The organism is Pararhizobium sp. O133 (assembly GCF_051669845.1).
Lineage (GTDB): Bacteria > Pseudomonadota > Alphaproteobacteria > Rhizobiales > Rhizobiaceae > Pararhizobium.
In genome coordinates this window covers 247589-262113 of the sequence record NZ_CP196428.1, presented here as the reverse complement: position 1 = coordinate 262113, position 14525 = coordinate 247589, and the positions used below count along the sequence as shown (strand labels likewise).

The 14525-nt window shown below is 63.0% G+C and carries 12 protein-coding genes; 3 read left to right on the top strand and 9 right to left on the bottom strand.

What is annotated here, in order from left to right:
* Nucleotides 1–314: 314 nt before the first annotated feature.
* Together ACST81_RS26055 and ACST81_RS26050 are read right to left on the bottom strand one after the other, a co-directional pair.
* Nucleotides 315–1370, bottom strand: a complete 1056-nt coding sequence (locus ACST81_RS26055; RefSeq protein WP_109461990.1) for a Fic family protein — start codon at nucleotides 1368–1370, stop codon at nucleotides 315–317.
* Nucleotides 1371–1540: 170 nt separating this feature from the next.
* Entirely contained in the window at nucleotides 1541–1849 is a 309-nt protein-coding gene (locus ACST81_RS26050; protein ID WP_142913690.1) for a DUF736 domain-containing protein, read from the bottom strand.
* 454 nt (nucleotides 1850–2303) lie between these two features.
* Here ACST81_RS26050 and ACST81_RS26045 point away from each other — a divergent pair, with 454 nt between their 5' ends.
* Nucleotides 2304–2480 carry a hypothetical protein gene (locus tag ACST81_RS26045; RefSeq protein ID WP_162854295.1) on the top strand — a complete coding sequence of 59 codons (177 nt, stop codon included), beginning with the start codon at nucleotides 2304–2306 and terminating at the stop codon, nucleotides 2478–2480.
* A gap of 3 nt (nucleotides 2481–2483) precedes the next feature.
* Here the strand turns inward: ACST81_RS26045 and ACST81_RS26040 are convergent, their stop codons facing one another.
* The 6 genes from ACST81_RS26040 to ACST81_RS26015 all read right to left on the bottom strand — a co-directional run bounded on the left by ACST81_RS26040 (nucleotide 2484) and on the right by ACST81_RS26015 (nucleotide 8247).
* The gene (locus tag ACST81_RS26040; protein WP_142859629.1) at nucleotides 2484–3410 is read right to left on the bottom strand and encodes an ArdC family protein; all 927 of its coding nucleotides are present in this window, start codon (nucleotides 3408–3410) and stop codon (nucleotides 2484–2486) included.
* A gap of 313 nt (nucleotides 3411–3723) precedes the next feature.
* Nucleotides 3724–4311, bottom strand: a complete 588-nt coding sequence (locus ACST81_RS26035) for a hypothetical protein (protein WP_142859631.1) — start codon at nucleotides 4309–4311, stop codon at nucleotides 3724–3726.
* A 386-nt stretch (nucleotides 4312–4697) separates the two neighbouring features.
* Nucleotides 4698–5033 (bottom strand): hypothetical protein, encoded by a 336-nt coding sequence (locus ACST81_RS26030; protein ID WP_142913689.1) that lies wholly within the window; start codon nucleotides 5031–5033, stop codon nucleotides 4698–4700.
* Entirely contained in the window at nucleotides 5030–5923 is an 894-nt protein-coding gene (locus ACST81_RS26025; RefSeq protein ID WP_142913688.1) for a DUF7007 domain-containing protein, read from the bottom strand. The genes ACST81_RS26030 and ACST81_RS26025 overlap by 4 nt, the downstream gene beginning before the upstream one ends.
* Nucleotides 5920–6393, bottom strand: a complete 474-nt coding sequence (locus ACST81_RS26020) for a hypothetical protein (RefSeq protein WP_142859637.1) — start codon at nucleotides 6391–6393, stop codon at nucleotides 5920–5922. Before ACST81_RS26020 ends, ACST81_RS26025 begins: the two co-directional genes overlap by 4 nt.
* 99 nt (nucleotides 6394–6492) lie before the next feature.
* A complete protein-coding gene (locus ACST81_RS26015) occupies nucleotides 6493–8247 on the bottom strand; it encodes a ParB N-terminal domain-containing protein (protein ID WP_142913687.1) in 1755 nt (584 codons plus the stop codon).
* 314 nt (nucleotides 8248–8561) lie between these two features.
* Between ACST81_RS26015 and ACST81_RS26010 the strand changes: the two genes are divergently transcribed.
* Complete coding sequence (locus ACST81_RS26010) at nucleotides 8562–8873, top strand: type II toxin-antitoxin system MqsR family toxin (RefSeq protein WP_142859641.1); 312 nt, start codon at nucleotides 8562–8564, stop codon at nucleotides 8871–8873.
* A 2-nt stretch (nucleotides 8874–8875) separates the two neighbouring features.
* Nucleotides 8876–9307: a type II toxin-antitoxin system MqsA family antitoxin gene (locus ACST81_RS26005; RefSeq protein WP_142913686.1), complete on the top strand. Its 432-nt coding sequence runs from the start codon at nucleotides 8876–8878 to the stop codon at nucleotides 9305–9307.
* Here the strand turns inward: ACST81_RS26005 and ACST81_RS26000 are convergent.
* Nucleotides 9304–14415 carry a DEAD/DEAH box helicase family protein gene (locus ACST81_RS26000; RefSeq protein ID WP_142859644.1) on the bottom strand — a complete coding sequence of 1704 codons (5112 nt, stop codon included), beginning with the start codon at nucleotides 14413–14415 and terminating at the stop codon, nucleotides 9304–9306. The genes ACST81_RS26005 and ACST81_RS26000 overlap by 4 nt on opposite strands.
* Between the last annotated feature and the right edge of the window lie 110 nt (nucleotides 14416–14525).

The following is a 14525-nucleotide window of genomic DNA, read 5'->3' as shown; positions in this document are numbered from 1 at the left end:
GCGCCGTGGGGTGGCTTGCCGGGCCGCAATGAAATGGAGGGCGGCCGGGAGGAACTTTGTTGCTGCGCGAGGAATGCGGCACGCCGGGGTCCCCACTCGGCCTGTCGAGTGGGGTTGCGTCCGCAGGGGAAGAAAGTTTCGGATGGCCGTTGCGGGAGGACGATCGAGGCGACGCCGGTCTCCGGTCAGACATGCCTCATCGAGCCCGCGAATGGAGCCCCGCTATATCAGGCAAAGGCACGTGGCAATGGCGGCTGCGCACAATTGGACCATAGCTCCGATTTCGGCTGATCGGGGGACGCTTCGCTCCGGCGTCAGCTTAAGCCGTACCAGGTCCCACGACCGGCTCCGTGGAGGGTCAGATGTCCCTGCTCGGTCAGCGCCCGAAGATGATCCTTGACGGTGTTGCGGCTCGCGCCTGTCGCTTTGGCCACATCCATCACCGTGACGCGCCCGCGCTCACGCGCCAGTTCGAGGATCGCGACGGACAACTCCGGCAGGTCGCCGAGGAGAATGCGCTCACGCTCGATCTTGCGCTCGAGACGCTGCTTCTGGCGTTGCAGGCTCCGCAGGAAAAACTCGACCCACGGATTCCAGTCCTGTTGGTCCGTTCGTATCGTGCCCTGCGTTCGGCGAAGCGCGAGATAATAGGCTTCCTTGTTCTGCTCGATAACACTTTCCAGTGAGCTGTACGGCACATAGGAATAACCCGCCCGAAGAAGCAGCAAAGTGGTCAGAGCGCGCGACAGTCGGCCATTGCCATCCTGGAAAGGATGGATTTCCAGAAAGACGACGACGAAGACAGCGACGACGAGTAGAGGGTGAAACGTGCCATCCTTCTCCTGAGCTTGTTGCCAGGCCACTAGTTCCGACATTCGGCCCGGCGTATCGAAAGGGGAGGCTGTCGCGAAGACGACGCCCAGACTTCGTCCATCCTCGTCGAAGGCTTCGACGTTGTTGGCAAGGGTTTTCCAGTTTCCCCTGTGTCGTTCATCTTTGACCGAGTGCGCGAGCAGATCCCGATGCAGTTGGCGGATGTGATTTTCGTTAAGCGGGATTGCGTCGAAGGCGGAGAAGATCGTCTCCATCACCTCGGCATAGCCGGCAACCTCCTGTTCGTCTCGGCTGGAGAACGAGCCGATACGGAGGTTCGAGAGCAGCCTTTCGACCTCGCGGTCGCTTAATTTCGCGCCCTCAATACGTGTCGACGATCCGATGCTTTCGATCGTCGCAACCCGCCGCAAGCTGGACAGCCGATCGGGTGCGATGCGACCAAGCGCTCGCCAGGCGCCTTTGAATTCGTCAATCTCGGCGATCAACGACAGGATCTCAGGCGTGATACGCAATTTGGAGAGATCGAGCGCCGTCATCCATTTTCCCATCCGTTTCCATCCAAATGGGGTATGACATAGCGAGATCCATTTTTCCATCCAATTTCATCCAATATGGAAGAACGAACGGGAAAAAGCCGCGGCACGAAGGAGGTCGCCCTGTTGTCGGGAGGAGGCCCCGCCTTGGCGAGCGGGGCCTCGTCCGGATCTCAATCCCGGTTGGGGCGGGACCAGATCAGCTGGTAGCCGTCCTCGCCTTCGACTTCGGTGAGGGTTGCGTAGATCGGAGCGGGGAAGCTCGGGTCGTCCAGCTTGACCGAGAAGTAGTCGCGGTCCTGCTCGGAGCGCTTCTGCCAGGCCGCACCGAGCTCGACATTGCCGGCGTAGATGCGGTAGTGCGGGCCCTTGTCGGAGGGGTTCTCGATGCGGGCGATGCGGGCCTTGACGTTGAGGGCAAGCGTGCGGATCGAGCCGTTGAAGCCGGTTTCGGTGGAGGTGAAGGTGCCGATCGTTGCCATTTTCGTGTTCCTTTCGTTGGTTTCGGGCCGCGCCCTTCGCGGCCTCGATGGCTGTCGCAAGGATCGGGGACGATCGGACCGCACCTGATAAGGCCGGAATGGAATGGAGGGCGGCCGGGAGAAACTTTGTTGCCGCGCGAGGAATGGCGGCGTAGCCGCCAGGGGAAGAAAGTTTTGCATGGCCGTTGCGGGAAGACGATCGAGGCGAAGCCGCTCCCCGATCAGACATGCCTCATCGAGCCCGCAAAGGACGTGGCCTATGCCGACGGGTCAAGAGGAACACGCTGATGGCAACCTGCCACCGCCTCACCCAGCGGAACATTGCTGTGGTCGAACCGTTTCTCTATCGCAATGCCAGAGCCGCAATTCGGTGGCGACGGACCGGCCAGAGTGGGAGTTGCCTCCAGTAATCAACCCGGTATCGTGTGCTCGCGATTCGTCGCCTGGAGGATACATGCGTCAGCAGACAAAGCCGTTTACCGTCGAAATCAAGCAATCCCGAAAGCTCAAACCGACCGACCGCAAAACCTCGATCTGGGGCAAGCTGGACCTGACACCAGATCAGGGCGCGCTCAAGCAGAGAGAGCCGAGAGAGGTGTCGGCCGTTGGCGGATGCAACGACCGACGCTGATTTTTAAGCCGCGACTTTCTCATCAGCTGCATCAGGCTGCAGATCGTGCAGGAAGGTGACTGCCCTCTGCGCATGAGCGGCCGCCTGAAAAATCGCCCGCCTGTCTTCGGAAAGCACGGCGAGCCATGAGGCAAGGTACGACGCGTGATCGGGCCGTGGCTCGAGCTCCGGTACGATTCCAAGGTCGGCGCATAGGAAGCAGCTGCCGAGCTCGGCAATGAGTTCCTCGCGGGCGCGCTCGCTCTTGTCCTTGGCATAACGGCTGAGATCGCGGCCCACGCGCCGCGGGTTCGCGGTCCAGTGCGTTGCCTCATGACTCAGCGTTGCCGTGTAGGAAGCCGCATCGCGGAAGGTCTGGAACGGCGGCATCTGGATATGGTCGGTCACCGGCGAATAGTAGGCTTGCGTCCCGCCATGGCGGATAACGGCGCCGGTGTTGCGGAAGAAGCGATCGGCATTCTCTATCCGCTCGACCGGATCGAGAGTCGGTTCCGGACGATGGTAGTGATGGTCCGGCAGACCGTCGATCTGGTCCACATTGAACACAGAATACGCCTTCAGGAAAGGGATCTCCCGGTCGACCTCCTTGCCATTGCCGTCGGTTTCCGATTTGGTGAAGCGGCTCGCGAACACCACAGTCGAGCCGGTTTCGCCCTTGCGAACCACGGCTCCGAGCTCCCGCGCTTGCTTGAAGGTCATCCACACCGGAGAGGCGAAACCTCTCGCCATCCCCTCGGACCATAGAAGGAGAACGTTCATGCCCGAATAGGGCTGCCCGTTGTGCCGTAGCGGCCGCGTAATCCTGCCTTGAGTGTTGGCTACGCTCCACGGCTTCATCCAGGGACGAACCCCTTTTTCCAGATCGGCAACGATCCGGTCGGTGATCCTCGTGTAGATATCGCCGCGTTCGCCTTCGGTTTTCCTGTTCATGTCTCAAACCTCCTATTCCGAGCCGCGCCTATCGCGGCCCGTCGCGGAGGTCCGAGGGCAGGAGCGGAAGGGCTTGGAGCGCACCGGAACGGCCGAAACAGCGTGGAGGACGGCGAAGCCGTTGCACCTCACAAGCCGGGCTCCTGCAGGACCGCCGACAGGGACGGGCCGCGATAGGCCGGTTCCTCATTTCCTTGCCTGTTTTTCCCCTGGGGCAGCGCGACATGCGGAAAGGCCGGCCCCTCTTGGGAGCCGGCCGATGGAAGCTGGAAAGATGAGGGTAGGGCGGCACGTGGGCGCCGCCCGGGCCGCTTTACCCGAGGGCGGCCATTTGCGCTTCGGCCGCCTTGCGGTCGAGATTGGCGCCGGGGTTTTCGACCGGGCGATCGAAGGGCTTCCAGGTCTCGCCGACGACCTGCTCGTAGGCTGCGACGGCGCCCTCGGCCGCCATCCTGAGCGCATGAGCCTGGACACCCATGTCGGCCGCGAACTCGCGCTTGCGCTGGGCGGCGCTGTCGTAGCCAACGGGACCATCGAGATCCTCGTCGCGGGCATCGTTGGACGCCTTCGCCGTGGCGTCGCGGGCTTCTGTGACCGCACGAGAGTAGAACTGCCCGGCGCCATGTGCCGATCCGACGAAGGCGCCGACGATGCGCTGGAGATGGATCTGCATCGCCCGTTCGCCGAGGCCCTCCGCCAGGCTGTCGGCGGTCTCATTGATCAGTCGCTCATGCAGGTCGCGGATGCCGTCGCTGTCGACCAGTGCGGTTCCGAAGCTTTCGGCGATCTTGAGCGCCTGGGCGCTGTCGGGGCAGGTGAGGCGGACCATTTCGAGGGTCGCACCCTTGCGGAGTTGCACGACGCGGGCGGAAGAGCGGTTGGGGGTCGCGGGCTTGGCCATAACGGTTTCCTTTTCGGTTTGGTCCGAAGCGGTTCCGGCCCCGTGCCGGTCTGCCCTTCGGTGCGGTCAAAAGGAACCGGCGAGGGACGGGCGATTTCACAGGTCCGGAGCGGCTGAGCGAGCGGAGCGGGCTTGCGACCAAGCGGGGGCACCCTGCGCGGGACGCGGGTTCGCTTTGCGCAGCGAGGCTGTTTTGGCCGCACCGCGGCGCGAAAGCGGCCTTGAAACGACCGGCCGCCGGTTCAGACCGCAACGAACACGAAGGGCAGGCCGGCACGGGGCTGAGACTCTCCCCGAAACCGAATGTGGGAAACGATGGCCATCCTCGCAATGCCTCTCACCAATACGCGGGCACACTCCGCAAATGCGCTGCCGGCGGCTGCCTCTCACGCTGCCTCTCGCCAAACCGCGTCACCGAGCTTCAGCCGTAGCGTGGTGATGGCACGGTCCTGACGCTCCAGTTTCCGGATGAGCGCCTCGAGTTCGCCGCGACGTTCGAATGACAGGCGATCGAGGTGATCCTGAAACAGCATCTCATCCGACCGAGTCCATCGTGAGCCGGAGCGCTTGTGCGTGCGGTTTTTGGCTTTCGCCTTTTCGGTCACGGCCAGGCGCTCAGCGCGTGTGGCAATCTGCCGATGGACGAGATCGAGATGATGGCGCGTCTGACGACGCGCCGCCTCCATGCGGGAAAGGAGCACCCACGGACTGATCGGGGTCATGTCCCGGTCCTCCGCCACTGCCAGCCGATGAAGTCCGAAGGACCGTCATAGACGGCGTGACGTTGTTCATCGATGACGAAGCCGAACGGCCCGCGGGTTGCATATTCGGCGCTCGGAACAAGAAAGCGCCGCTCGTCGGCACGTTGGTCCCGCATGCCGCCGCGCGTGGCGACCACCTCCGTCATATCGGCATAGTGGCTGGAATAGATCGCCGAGACGACGACCCAGTCGCCGGCATGCCTGCGCTCGAAGGCTTGCCGGTCCTTCGTCCAGGATTGGCCGGACCCGAGTTCGCGCCCGTGGATCTCTTCCCATGCGGTCGGCCAGCTGTTGCGGAATGTCTCGTCCGCACCTTTGCGCTCGTATGAGGTGAAGAGCTCCGGGAAGGAGAGGGCGACGATGGCCCATTCGGCATCCTCCTCGTACCAGTGCGAGGACTTTCGCAGCAACGGGGAGACGCGAAGATTCCGTTCGGCCGACAGATGAAACCCGCCATGGCCAGCCGTCATATGGGACACGATCCCCTCCGCGTAGACGGTCGCAAGCTGCGACGGTCCCCAGGGCGTACTGGCCGTCATGCGGGTCTGGATCCGCCTCAGGGCGGATAACTCGCGCTTGTGCTGGGCCGTCTCGAAGACCCGGGCGCGAAAAGCCGCCTCATCCTCGAGGCGGCCATCGTGACCGTAGAAATCTGCGCGCGTCAGCTCGGAAAGCGGATGGACGAGCCGCCAAGCGCTCGCGAGGAAGCTCGCGCCATCGCGCGCCGGCATCATTGCCAGATGCGTATCGCCGATCCGGGCGACCGGAAATCCGTCGGCGCTGACGCCGAATTCCACGTCCAAATCCTCTAAAGCCGATACCGGCTCATGCTGAAGTTCTGAGGTCCTCATGCGGCGGCCCTCCCTTCGACCTGAGCAGCCGCAACCTCGTCGGCGGTCACCTCTTCGAGCACGGCGTTCGGATAGCCGTGTTCTTGCAGCCAGACCGCGGCCGCCTCGCGATTGTCCGCGAGATGGACAAGTTCCGCGTTCGAACCGGCGCGATCGAAGACGCGGATCGAACCGAGGGCGGGGCGCTCGAGCACCTTGAAGGTGAGATCGGAGTCGAGGCCGAAGGTTCGGTGAATGCGCATGACGATGGTGTTTTTCCCGCCGAAATCCGCCTCATGCAGTGTGAAATAGCCAGGCGAGTTGTAGTTTCCGGAGCGCGGACCCTCCTTGCGGATCAGCCGGCCCTTGCTGTTGCGCGTCTGCCAGGCCGCGAGCTTCTTCTTGAAGCGCTCGGGCGGGCGGGGTGTGCCATCGGACCAGGCAATGATGGAGCCGATCGGGACGAGATCGTAGATCAGGGACGCAGACATTGGACATCTCCTTGAAATTCTGCGGTGTTCATGGAAACGAACCGCCGCCGGTGATGGCCGGCGGCGGGGGATCGATCGGAAAAGATGGGAGGGCTTCGGCTATTCGGCCGCGATGCCGTAGGCGGTCTCGACCGCGTCGTCGGCGCCGTCACCGGCTTCCGGATCGGCGACAGCAAAATCGGCCTCCTCGCCGGCGACGCTGCCGTCAGCAAGTTCGCCTTCGAGGCGATCCGTTGTTTCCTCGGAGGTCACCGTATCGTAATCCTCCACGACCTCGCCCTGCTTGATCAGTTCGGCGAGATCCTTCGGATCGGGGGCAAACAGGGCGGCCGGATGGACGAAATGCCCTTGCTTGAAGTGCTCGACCAGTGCGGCACGGGTCTCGCGGACCCTCGGGCGGGGGAGAACCGAGGTGCCCTCGCACGAAGCCTCGAGCGCCTGCCGCGACAGGCAAAGCAGGAAGTCTTCTGTGCCCATGTTCGGGAGGTATCCGTCCGCGCCGATGGCGTCGCCGGCTATGCGCGACACGATGCCGCTGTTCGACATGCCTCGGCGGCACGACAGCACATCGACCAGCATCGAGCGGGTGGAAACCCGCAAGGTGTCGCGGTCGAAGGCGAGCTTGCCGTCAGCGTCGAGCAACCGAGCCGCATGGCGGGCGAACCGCTTCGCGCCGAAGACGTGGTCGTTTGCCCCGGAGTCAACCCGGACATTCATGCCGGCAAAGGCGAGGACAAGGAGGGCCATCAGCGTGTCGTCCTCGATCGGTGCGCGGGCGAGCGCCTCGTGCAGCGCGTCGGTCCTGAGGTCGCCGATCATATCGAGGCCCTTCTGCGTGACGTCGGGACGCTGCTTCGGCCCGTCGATCGCATCCTCGCCAGCGGTGTCGCCACCTCCGACGACCGCTCCCTTGCCCTTGGTCTTCTTCTCCTCGGGCATCCGGTAATGCACGGTTTGAACCTTGCCGTTCCGATCCAGATACATGGCGGTGTGGTCACCCTTGCCGGGCTTGCCATAGACGCGGCTTGCCTTTTGCGGCAGCTTCACCTCGCCCCATTGAGAAACCTCGGCGATCATTCCCTTCTTGGGCAGATTGTTCGTCATCCACTCCTGCTGGGCGCCGAGATAGGCTTCGACATTGGTGGTGTAGCGGCTGTCCTCGTCCGCGGGAGCGAACAGATCCTCGATCCATTCGATGCCGTAGGCTTCTCTGAGATCGTCACCGAAGCTCGCATCCTTGGCATACATCCGGGTCTTGCTCAGCGCGTTGGCAATCTGCCACCATGCGGCGGGCTGGCCCTTCTTCGGCTTCTGCGCCTTCCAGACCTCCTTCTGCTCATCGAGGTGTGCTGCCGCGATCGTGCGGAGCTGCTGCTCATTCGGCATGTCGCCGAACGCCATCTGGTCGAGCATCGCCGGTAGGACGTTGGCGAGCAGGCGCAGCTTGCGGATTTGCCGGACGGGCAGGGCGAGTGCCACCGCAATTGCTTCCTCGGTCCAGTCGAGTGCGACCAGGCGTTCGATGCCGCGCCACTGGTCGACCGGGTTCAGCGGTTCGCGCGCAATGTTCTCGACCATCGACCGCATGGCGCCATTGTCGTTTGCGGCTTCGACGACGAGCACCTCGATTTCCTCGAGGCCTGCGGCGATGGCCATGCGGGTGCGACGATGACCGGCTTCAATGACGTAGCCGTTCCCACCACCAACTTCGGGAAAAATGACGGGCGGCTGGATGATGCCGACGGCCTTGATGGTGGCGAGCAGCAGCGCATCGGCCTGCGGGGTGGATTTGGATTGCCGGGTATTGTCCGGATTGTCCTTCAACGAGCGCGGATCGACCTTCATGATATGCATGGGATTTTCCTCTTCCGGGATGCGGGGACGCGGCCTCTTGCCGGTCCTTCCTGTCTTCATCTCTTTCCGAAGACACTTTCCGAACCGCAGGACGGGCGGACCGGCGCAACTGCGGCCGAGCGTCCCTGCTTCGAAGGACAAGCGGGGTGCCTCGCGCCCTGCGCGGGACGAGTGGCCGGGATGCGGAGGCGGCGGTTGAGCGCAAGCGGCGACGGGACGACCGATCTGCGACCGGTTCTCCTCCCGGATTTTCCTCTATCTTTTCCCCACAACGACAAGCTTGATTTGACACCATTAAGGTGTCATATAAAGTCATGGAGAAAAGGCGCCCGACATACGATCTCGAGGCCGTTAAAGCTGTTTTGGGGTCGATTTCGACGCTTGCCATCACGACGACGGCGCTGCGGGATGCCGCCTCATTGGGCTACGACCGCGCCGGCATCGTCGCGACCATCGACACCATCGAGCGCCGTATGTTCTACAAGTCGATGACAGCGAACGCAGACCATCGGGTATGGCAAGATGTTTATCATGTGCCGGTCCCCGAGCACGGCATGGTGCTTTATGTGAAATTCCAGGCGGACGTGATCACGGAATTCCGGATCATGTCATTCAAGGAGAGATGATAATGGCGGTTGCAGCAAATATACTGCCCGAAACGATGATCTCACCGGAAACCGGAGAGACGCTGCGCCGGGACGTCCGACCGTTTGTCGTGACCTACAAGGGCAAGAGCAAAACGGTCGACCTGCCGGGATATTATCCCGATAGCGGCGACGAAGGTGTTCATGTCGGCAACGACATGGAGGCAACGGACGCGGCCTTGCGGGCGTTGAAGGAAGAAGTTGAAGGCATTCCCTCTCCGTCGACAATCCGCAGAGTGCGCAAAAAACTAAAACTGTCGCAACGTGAAGCAGGCGGCATCCTGAAGGTTGGTGAAAGCGCGTTCGACAAATACGAGCGCGGCTTGGTCGAGCCAAGCGGCCCGACCAGCCAATTGCTGCGCCTTCTCGACCGGCATCCGGAACTCATCGAAGAGTTGCGGCAACAGGCAAGCTAAGCGGCAACAGCAGCGGCTTCGTCCGTACGCCTCGCATCATCGGCGAGGGCCTGATCGATGTCGCGGAGCTGTCTGCGCTTCTCGGCAAGTTCATCCGCAAAGGGGAAAACGCCGCCTTCACGCGAGCGATAGGAGGCAAGCCGCCGACGCGCTTCCTCCAAGCGGTGGCGATAGCGTTCCCGCTCCTCGTCGAACCCGTCGAGCGCGTGCTCGAGGCGGGACACGGCGCCGAGCGGCGTCACCGTCACCGCAAGATCGATCTCGTAATCCGCGCCGGTGCGCTGGAGCGTGGTGAGGTAACGATAGCCATCACCCTTTCCGAAGCGCTCGCCCTCATAGACAAGATCGAAACCCCCAATGCTCGCCAGATGAACCTCACCCTCCTGCTGCAGTTGGAGAAGAGTGAGGATTTCCTTCATCAGCGCGCGGCCGGCATCCTTGCGCTCCTGGTAGGCTTTGCCGAGAACGGTCATCGCGAAAGCGTCGCCGGTAGTCGGCACCAGCCGGCCGATATCCTGGCCGATCTCCGCGATGCGGCGGGTCGAGACCTCGATGTCGCCTTCCGCATCGCGCATTTGCCGGCGGACCGCATATTGGTCGTCGTCATGGGCGGCGCGCAGCCGTTCCAGACGGGCGACATCGGCCTCCAGTCCAGCCTTCTGCATCAGCCGTTCGTCACCGGAAGCGATGGCCTTCGCCATGGCGAACTGGTTGGCTTGCCCTTCACCGAGATCCTCGAGCCGGCGGATCGATGTATCACCGCTGAGCGCTGCCGCGATGAAGCGGGCCTTGCGCTCGTTGTTCTGCCACATGGAAGCATCGAGCGACCCTTCCGTGGCATAGGCGAAGATATCGACCACGTCATGCTGATTGCCCTGCCGGACAATTCGGCCCTCGCGTTGCTCGATGTGAGACGGCAGCCACGGGACGTCGAGATGGTGCAGCGCTTTCAGACGGAGCTGCGCATTGACACCCGTGCCCATTGTCTCGGAACTGCCGATCAGGAACCGAACCCGGCCGGCGCGCACATCACCGAAGAGCCGCTGCTTGGCCTCGGTTTTCTTGAAGTCCTGCATGAAAGCGATTTCGCAAGCGGGAACACCGAGCCGCACGAGCTCGTCGCGGATCCAACGGTAAGCCGAAAAGCCGCGGGTCTTCTCGACATTGATGGTGCCGAGATCGGAAAAGATCATCTGCGCCGCACCTGGCAGCTCGTAAGCCTTGCCGTCCGGGCGAATAAATGTGGCCTCGCTGGTCTCCTGCCAGATCCGGAAGGCGTTGCGGACGAGGAGGTTGAGCTTGTTGTCCTTTTCGTTATCGTTTACCGGGATGACGAGGCGCAAATCGATCGCCGCATGGCGGCCGTCGGTGATGACCGAGAGCAGGATATCGTCGCCGGGCTGTGCCGGTCCCTCGCGCATCTCGATCGCTTTGATACGGGCATCGAGGATCTGCTGATAGGCCTTGAAGGCCGGCGTCGGTTTAGCGGTGAGGATCTGCCGCCGGCCGGTGGAGATATCAGGCACCCTGACGAATTCGCGAAGATCCTCCGGCATGACGACATCGGCGAAAGCGCGGAACATCGCGATCAGTTCCGGAACATTGACGAAGCTCGCGAACCGGCTGACCGGTTTGTATTTGCCGGAGGGCTGTATTTCGAGCTCGGTCGTCGTGTCGCCGAAGCACGATGCCCAGGCGTCAAACTCGTGCAGACCGCGCTCGGCAAGCGCTTCGTGTCCGAGCAGGCGTTGGATCGAGAACATCTCGCCAAGCGTGTTGGTGATCGGCGTGCCGGAAGCGAGCACCAGCGCCCGGCCGGGATTCTTGGTTTCGATGAAGCGGGATTTGACGTAGAGGTCCCAGGCGCGCTGCGAGCCGTTCGGATCGATACCCTTCAACGTCGACATGTTGGTCGCGAAGGAAAGCTTCCGGAACTCCTGCGCCTCGTCGACAATGATCTGGTCGACACCGATTTCCGAGATTGTGAGAAGATCGTCCTTGCGAGTCGCGAGGCCCTCCAGGCGTTCCTGCAGACCCTCTTTCAGTCGTTCGAGGCGCTTGCGCGAGACGCGATCCTCGCTGTCGACCTTGGTCAGCAGATCCTCATAGAGTTCGAGCTCGTCGTGGATCATCTGCTGTTCAAAGGCCGACGGCACAGCGATGAACCTGAACGCCGAGTGCGTGATGATGATCGCATCCCAGGTGGCGGTCGCCGCCCGGCTCAAGAATCGCGCCCGCTTGTCCTTGGTGAAGTTGGTCTCGTCCGCCACCAGGATGCGGGCATTGGGGTAGAGGGCGAGGAACTCACGCGCCGCCTGCGCCAGGCAATGGCCGGGCACGACCAGCATCGCCTTGGCGATCAGACCGAGGCGATGCTGTTCCATGATTGCGGCCGCCATCGTCATCGTCTTGCCGGCGCCGACGGCATGCGCGAGATAGGTCGAGCCGGACGAGATGATCCGCCAGATGCCGCGCTTCTGGTGCCCATAGAGAACAAAGGCGCCTGAGGCGCCAGGAAGTTTGAGATGCGAACCATCGAATTTGCGCGGCGCGAGGTTGTTGAACCGGTCGTTATAGACCCGCGCCAGCCGGTCGGTGCGATCCGGGTCGGTCCACACCCAATCCTGGAAGGCCTGCTTGATCTTCTGCAGCTTGTCGCGCGCGGCTTCGGTATCGACCACGTTCAGGACGCGCCGCTCGCCGCCGGCGTCCTTGAAGACGTCGAAGATCTGCGGAACGCGGCTGTTCAGTGCGTCGGCGAGCAGTTCACCGGCATCACGGCGGCTGGTACCCCATTCGGATGTACCGGCGGCACTGTAGCCAAGCTGCCGCGCCTCCACGGTCCAGTTGCCAAGCTCCGGCATATGGTGGATCCTGATGTCGGCGCCCATCCTCTCCTTGACGAAAGCCACGACATGGCTCGCCGGAATCCACGGCGCACCCAGACGTGCGGTGATGTCGGAGGGGCGAAGGTCGCCGGGCTGTACGGCCCGAAGCGCACGAACGTTGCGCTCATAGGCTGGATCCAGTCCCGCGGCCGCTTCAGCGACAGCGAGCTTGGTGCGGACCGGGCCGGCGAGATAGGCGTCGGCCGTCTGCCAGGACCCGTCGTCAGGATCCCGGAAGATTGAATCGCCGAGTTCATCGACGACCGCATCGGCATGTCTGTGCAGCAGTTCGGCGATATGCTCGATATCGACGCGACCACGTTCGTTGAGGACAACAGCGAGTGCATCGGCGGCGCTGGTGATTACCGGCGGGGCAGGGGGCGAAATCACCCGTTCGGAAAAGATCGGGCCGGGCTTGGCCGTGTCGGTGTCGAGATCGTAATCCTCGATTGAGGCGACCAGCCAGCAATCGGGGTCGTCAAGAAAGGGCTGCAGGTTCGGGCGGCGGTGCGTTTCGCGCACCTCGCCGGTTTCGGGATCCTCAGTGATGCTGACGGTGGTGTGGTTGATCGGCCCGAAATCGCGCACGAAACTCGACCAGGCGATTCGTAGGCGAACCTGCAGATCGCGCCACGGCCGATCCTGTTCCTGGGCCTTCAGCACATCGCGCACGGCGTCGCGGATCGGGATCAGTTTCTTGATGATGCGGACGTGCTTTTCCGGCATGCCGTCGCCGGTGCGGCCCTTGCGCACCTGGACTTCGACCGGCGCGCCGTCGACCATCTGCATGAGACCGCGTCTGATGTCGATGAGGAAGCTACCCTCCCGGACCTGTCGACTGTCGGGGCGAAGGTCGACGATCTCGCCGAGCTCGGTCTCGAGGTCGATGTCGATTTCGGTCGGCTCGCCGTCATAGCGGCCCTCGGGAAGCAGGAGGATCGCCTGCTGCAAAGCCGCCTCAAGGTCCTCGCCGGCACGCGGTCGGCAGGTGTAGGTCTCGCCAAAGGGGCCGGAGGTCAGGGCATGATCGCCAAGCACGAAATCAGGATGTCGCGCAAACCAGCGGTTCACCCGAATTGCGCCGTCGTCTTGCGTCGCCGGTCGCACCTCCTCAAGGGCGAGCCAGGAGAGGTCTCCCTCAGCCTCCCCGGTCTTGCGCTTGCGGAAGAAGAGCAGGTCAACCACGACGTCCGTGCCGGCATCGCGGCGGAAGGTGCCCTCCGGCAGGCGGATCGCGGCGATCAGGTCCGCGGTTTTGGCGATGTGTTCGCGTGCTGTCGCATCCGCCTTGTCCATCGTGCCGGCGCTGGTGACGAAGGCGCCGAGCGCGCCGGGTTTCAGGAGGTCGATCGAACGGGCGATGAAATAGTCATGCAGCCGCAAGCCCAGCGAGCGATAGGCCCGGTCGGATCGGACGGTCCGGTCGGAGAAAGGCGGATTGCCGATGGCGAGATCGTAAATCGGCGCCAGATCGGCGCGCGCAAAGTCGCCGTTGATGATCCGCGCCTTCGGCTGTAGCAGGCGGACGATCCTGGCGGTGACAGGGTCAAGCTCGATACCGGTGAAGAAACTCCGATCGCGCAATGCTTTCGGCATCAGCGCGGGGAACAGGCCGGTGCCGATGCCAGGCTCGAGCACCCGGCCGCCACGCCAGCCAAGGCGCTGCAAGCTCGCCCAGATGGACCGGATGATGAACTCCGGCGTGAAATGCGCATATTGCGTGCAGCGGGCAAGGGACGCGTAGTCTCCCTCCGAAACCGCACTCTGGAGCGAAGTGCCAAGCTCGCTCCAGCCGGCGCGGAAGTCAGGCTCGCCCGGACGACGGAATATCGTGTTCGCAAGTTCCGATGCGCCAAAGCCTGTAAAGCGGATCAACCGCTGCTGCTCCTCGCGAGTGGCCGGCCGGTCCTGCTTCTCGATGTTGTTTGCGATCAGGATCGCCGCGACATTGATGCGCGCCCGTTCCTTCCACGTCGCCGCAAGAACGCGATCGGCATCGTCGAGGTAGAAGTTGGACCGGCCGCCCTGTCGCCGCGGCGCCGGACGCTTTGCCGTCGCGACCGGCAAGGCCGGGGCAGAAGAGGGCGGTGTCGGTTCGGGGTCGTCGTCATTGGCAGCAACGGCATCGAAACCGCCAAATGCTGTGACGCCGCCGAGGCCAAGGCCGGACGACAGCGCGCTGCTGCCGAACATGTCGAGAGTGAAGGGATCGTTGCTCATGAAGTTCTCCTCGGGAAAGGCGAGCGTCATCACCCGCGGAAAAGCTCGCGGGATTGAAGTACGCTCTGGGTTCAGGGATTGGTGGCCTGACGGGGGCCGGTGGTCTCAGT

Bases quoted from the DNA above. Each gene is read 5' to 3' on its own strand.
- ACST81_RS26025 (WP_142913688.1), bottom strand. From the start codon at position 5,923: ATGAGGACCTCAGAACTTCAGCATGAGCCGGTATCGGCTTTAGAGGAT.
- ACST81_RS26020 (WP_142859637.1), bottom strand. From the start codon at position 6,393: ATGTCTGCGTCCCTGATCTACGATCTCGTCCCGATCGGCTCCATCATT.
- ACST81_RS26010 (WP_142859641.1), top strand. From the start codon at position 8,562: ATGGAGAAAAGGCGCCCGACATACGATCTCGAGGCCGTTAAAGCTGTT.
- ACST81_RS26035 (WP_142859631.1), bottom strand. From the start codon at position 4,311: ATGGCCAAGCCCGCGACCCCCAACCGCTCTTCCGCCCGCGTCGTGCAA.
- ACST81_RS26050 (WP_142913690.1), bottom strand. From the start codon at position 1,849: ATGGCAACGATCGGCACCTTCACCTCCACCGAAACCGGCTTCAACGGC.
- ACST81_RS26040 (WP_142859629.1), bottom strand. From the start codon at position 3,410: ATGAACAGGAAAACCGAAGGCGAACGCGGCGATATCTACACGAGGATC.
- ACST81_RS26015 (WP_142913687.1), bottom strand. From the start codon at position 8,247: ATGCATATCATGAAGGTCGATCCGCGCTCGTTGAAGGACAATCCGGAC.
- ACST81_RS26000 (WP_142859644.1), bottom strand. From the start codon at position 14,415: ATGAGCAACGATCCCTTCACTCTCGACATGTTCGGCAGCAGCGCGCTG.
- ACST81_RS26055 (WP_109461990.1), bottom strand. From the start codon at position 1,370: ATGACGGCGCTCGATCTCTCCAAATTGCGTATCACGCCTGAGATCCTG.
- ACST81_RS26005 (WP_142913686.1), top strand. From the start codon at position 8,876: ATGGCGGTTGCAGCAAATATACTGCCCGAAACGATGATCTCACCGGAA.
- ACST81_RS26030 (WP_142913689.1), bottom strand. From the start codon at position 5,033: ATGACCCCGATCAGTCCGTGGGTGCTCCTTTCCCGCATGGAGGCGGCG.
- ACST81_RS26045 (WP_162854295.1), top strand. From the start codon at position 2,304: ATGCGTCAGCAGACAAAGCCGTTTACCGTCGAAATCAAGCAATCCCGA.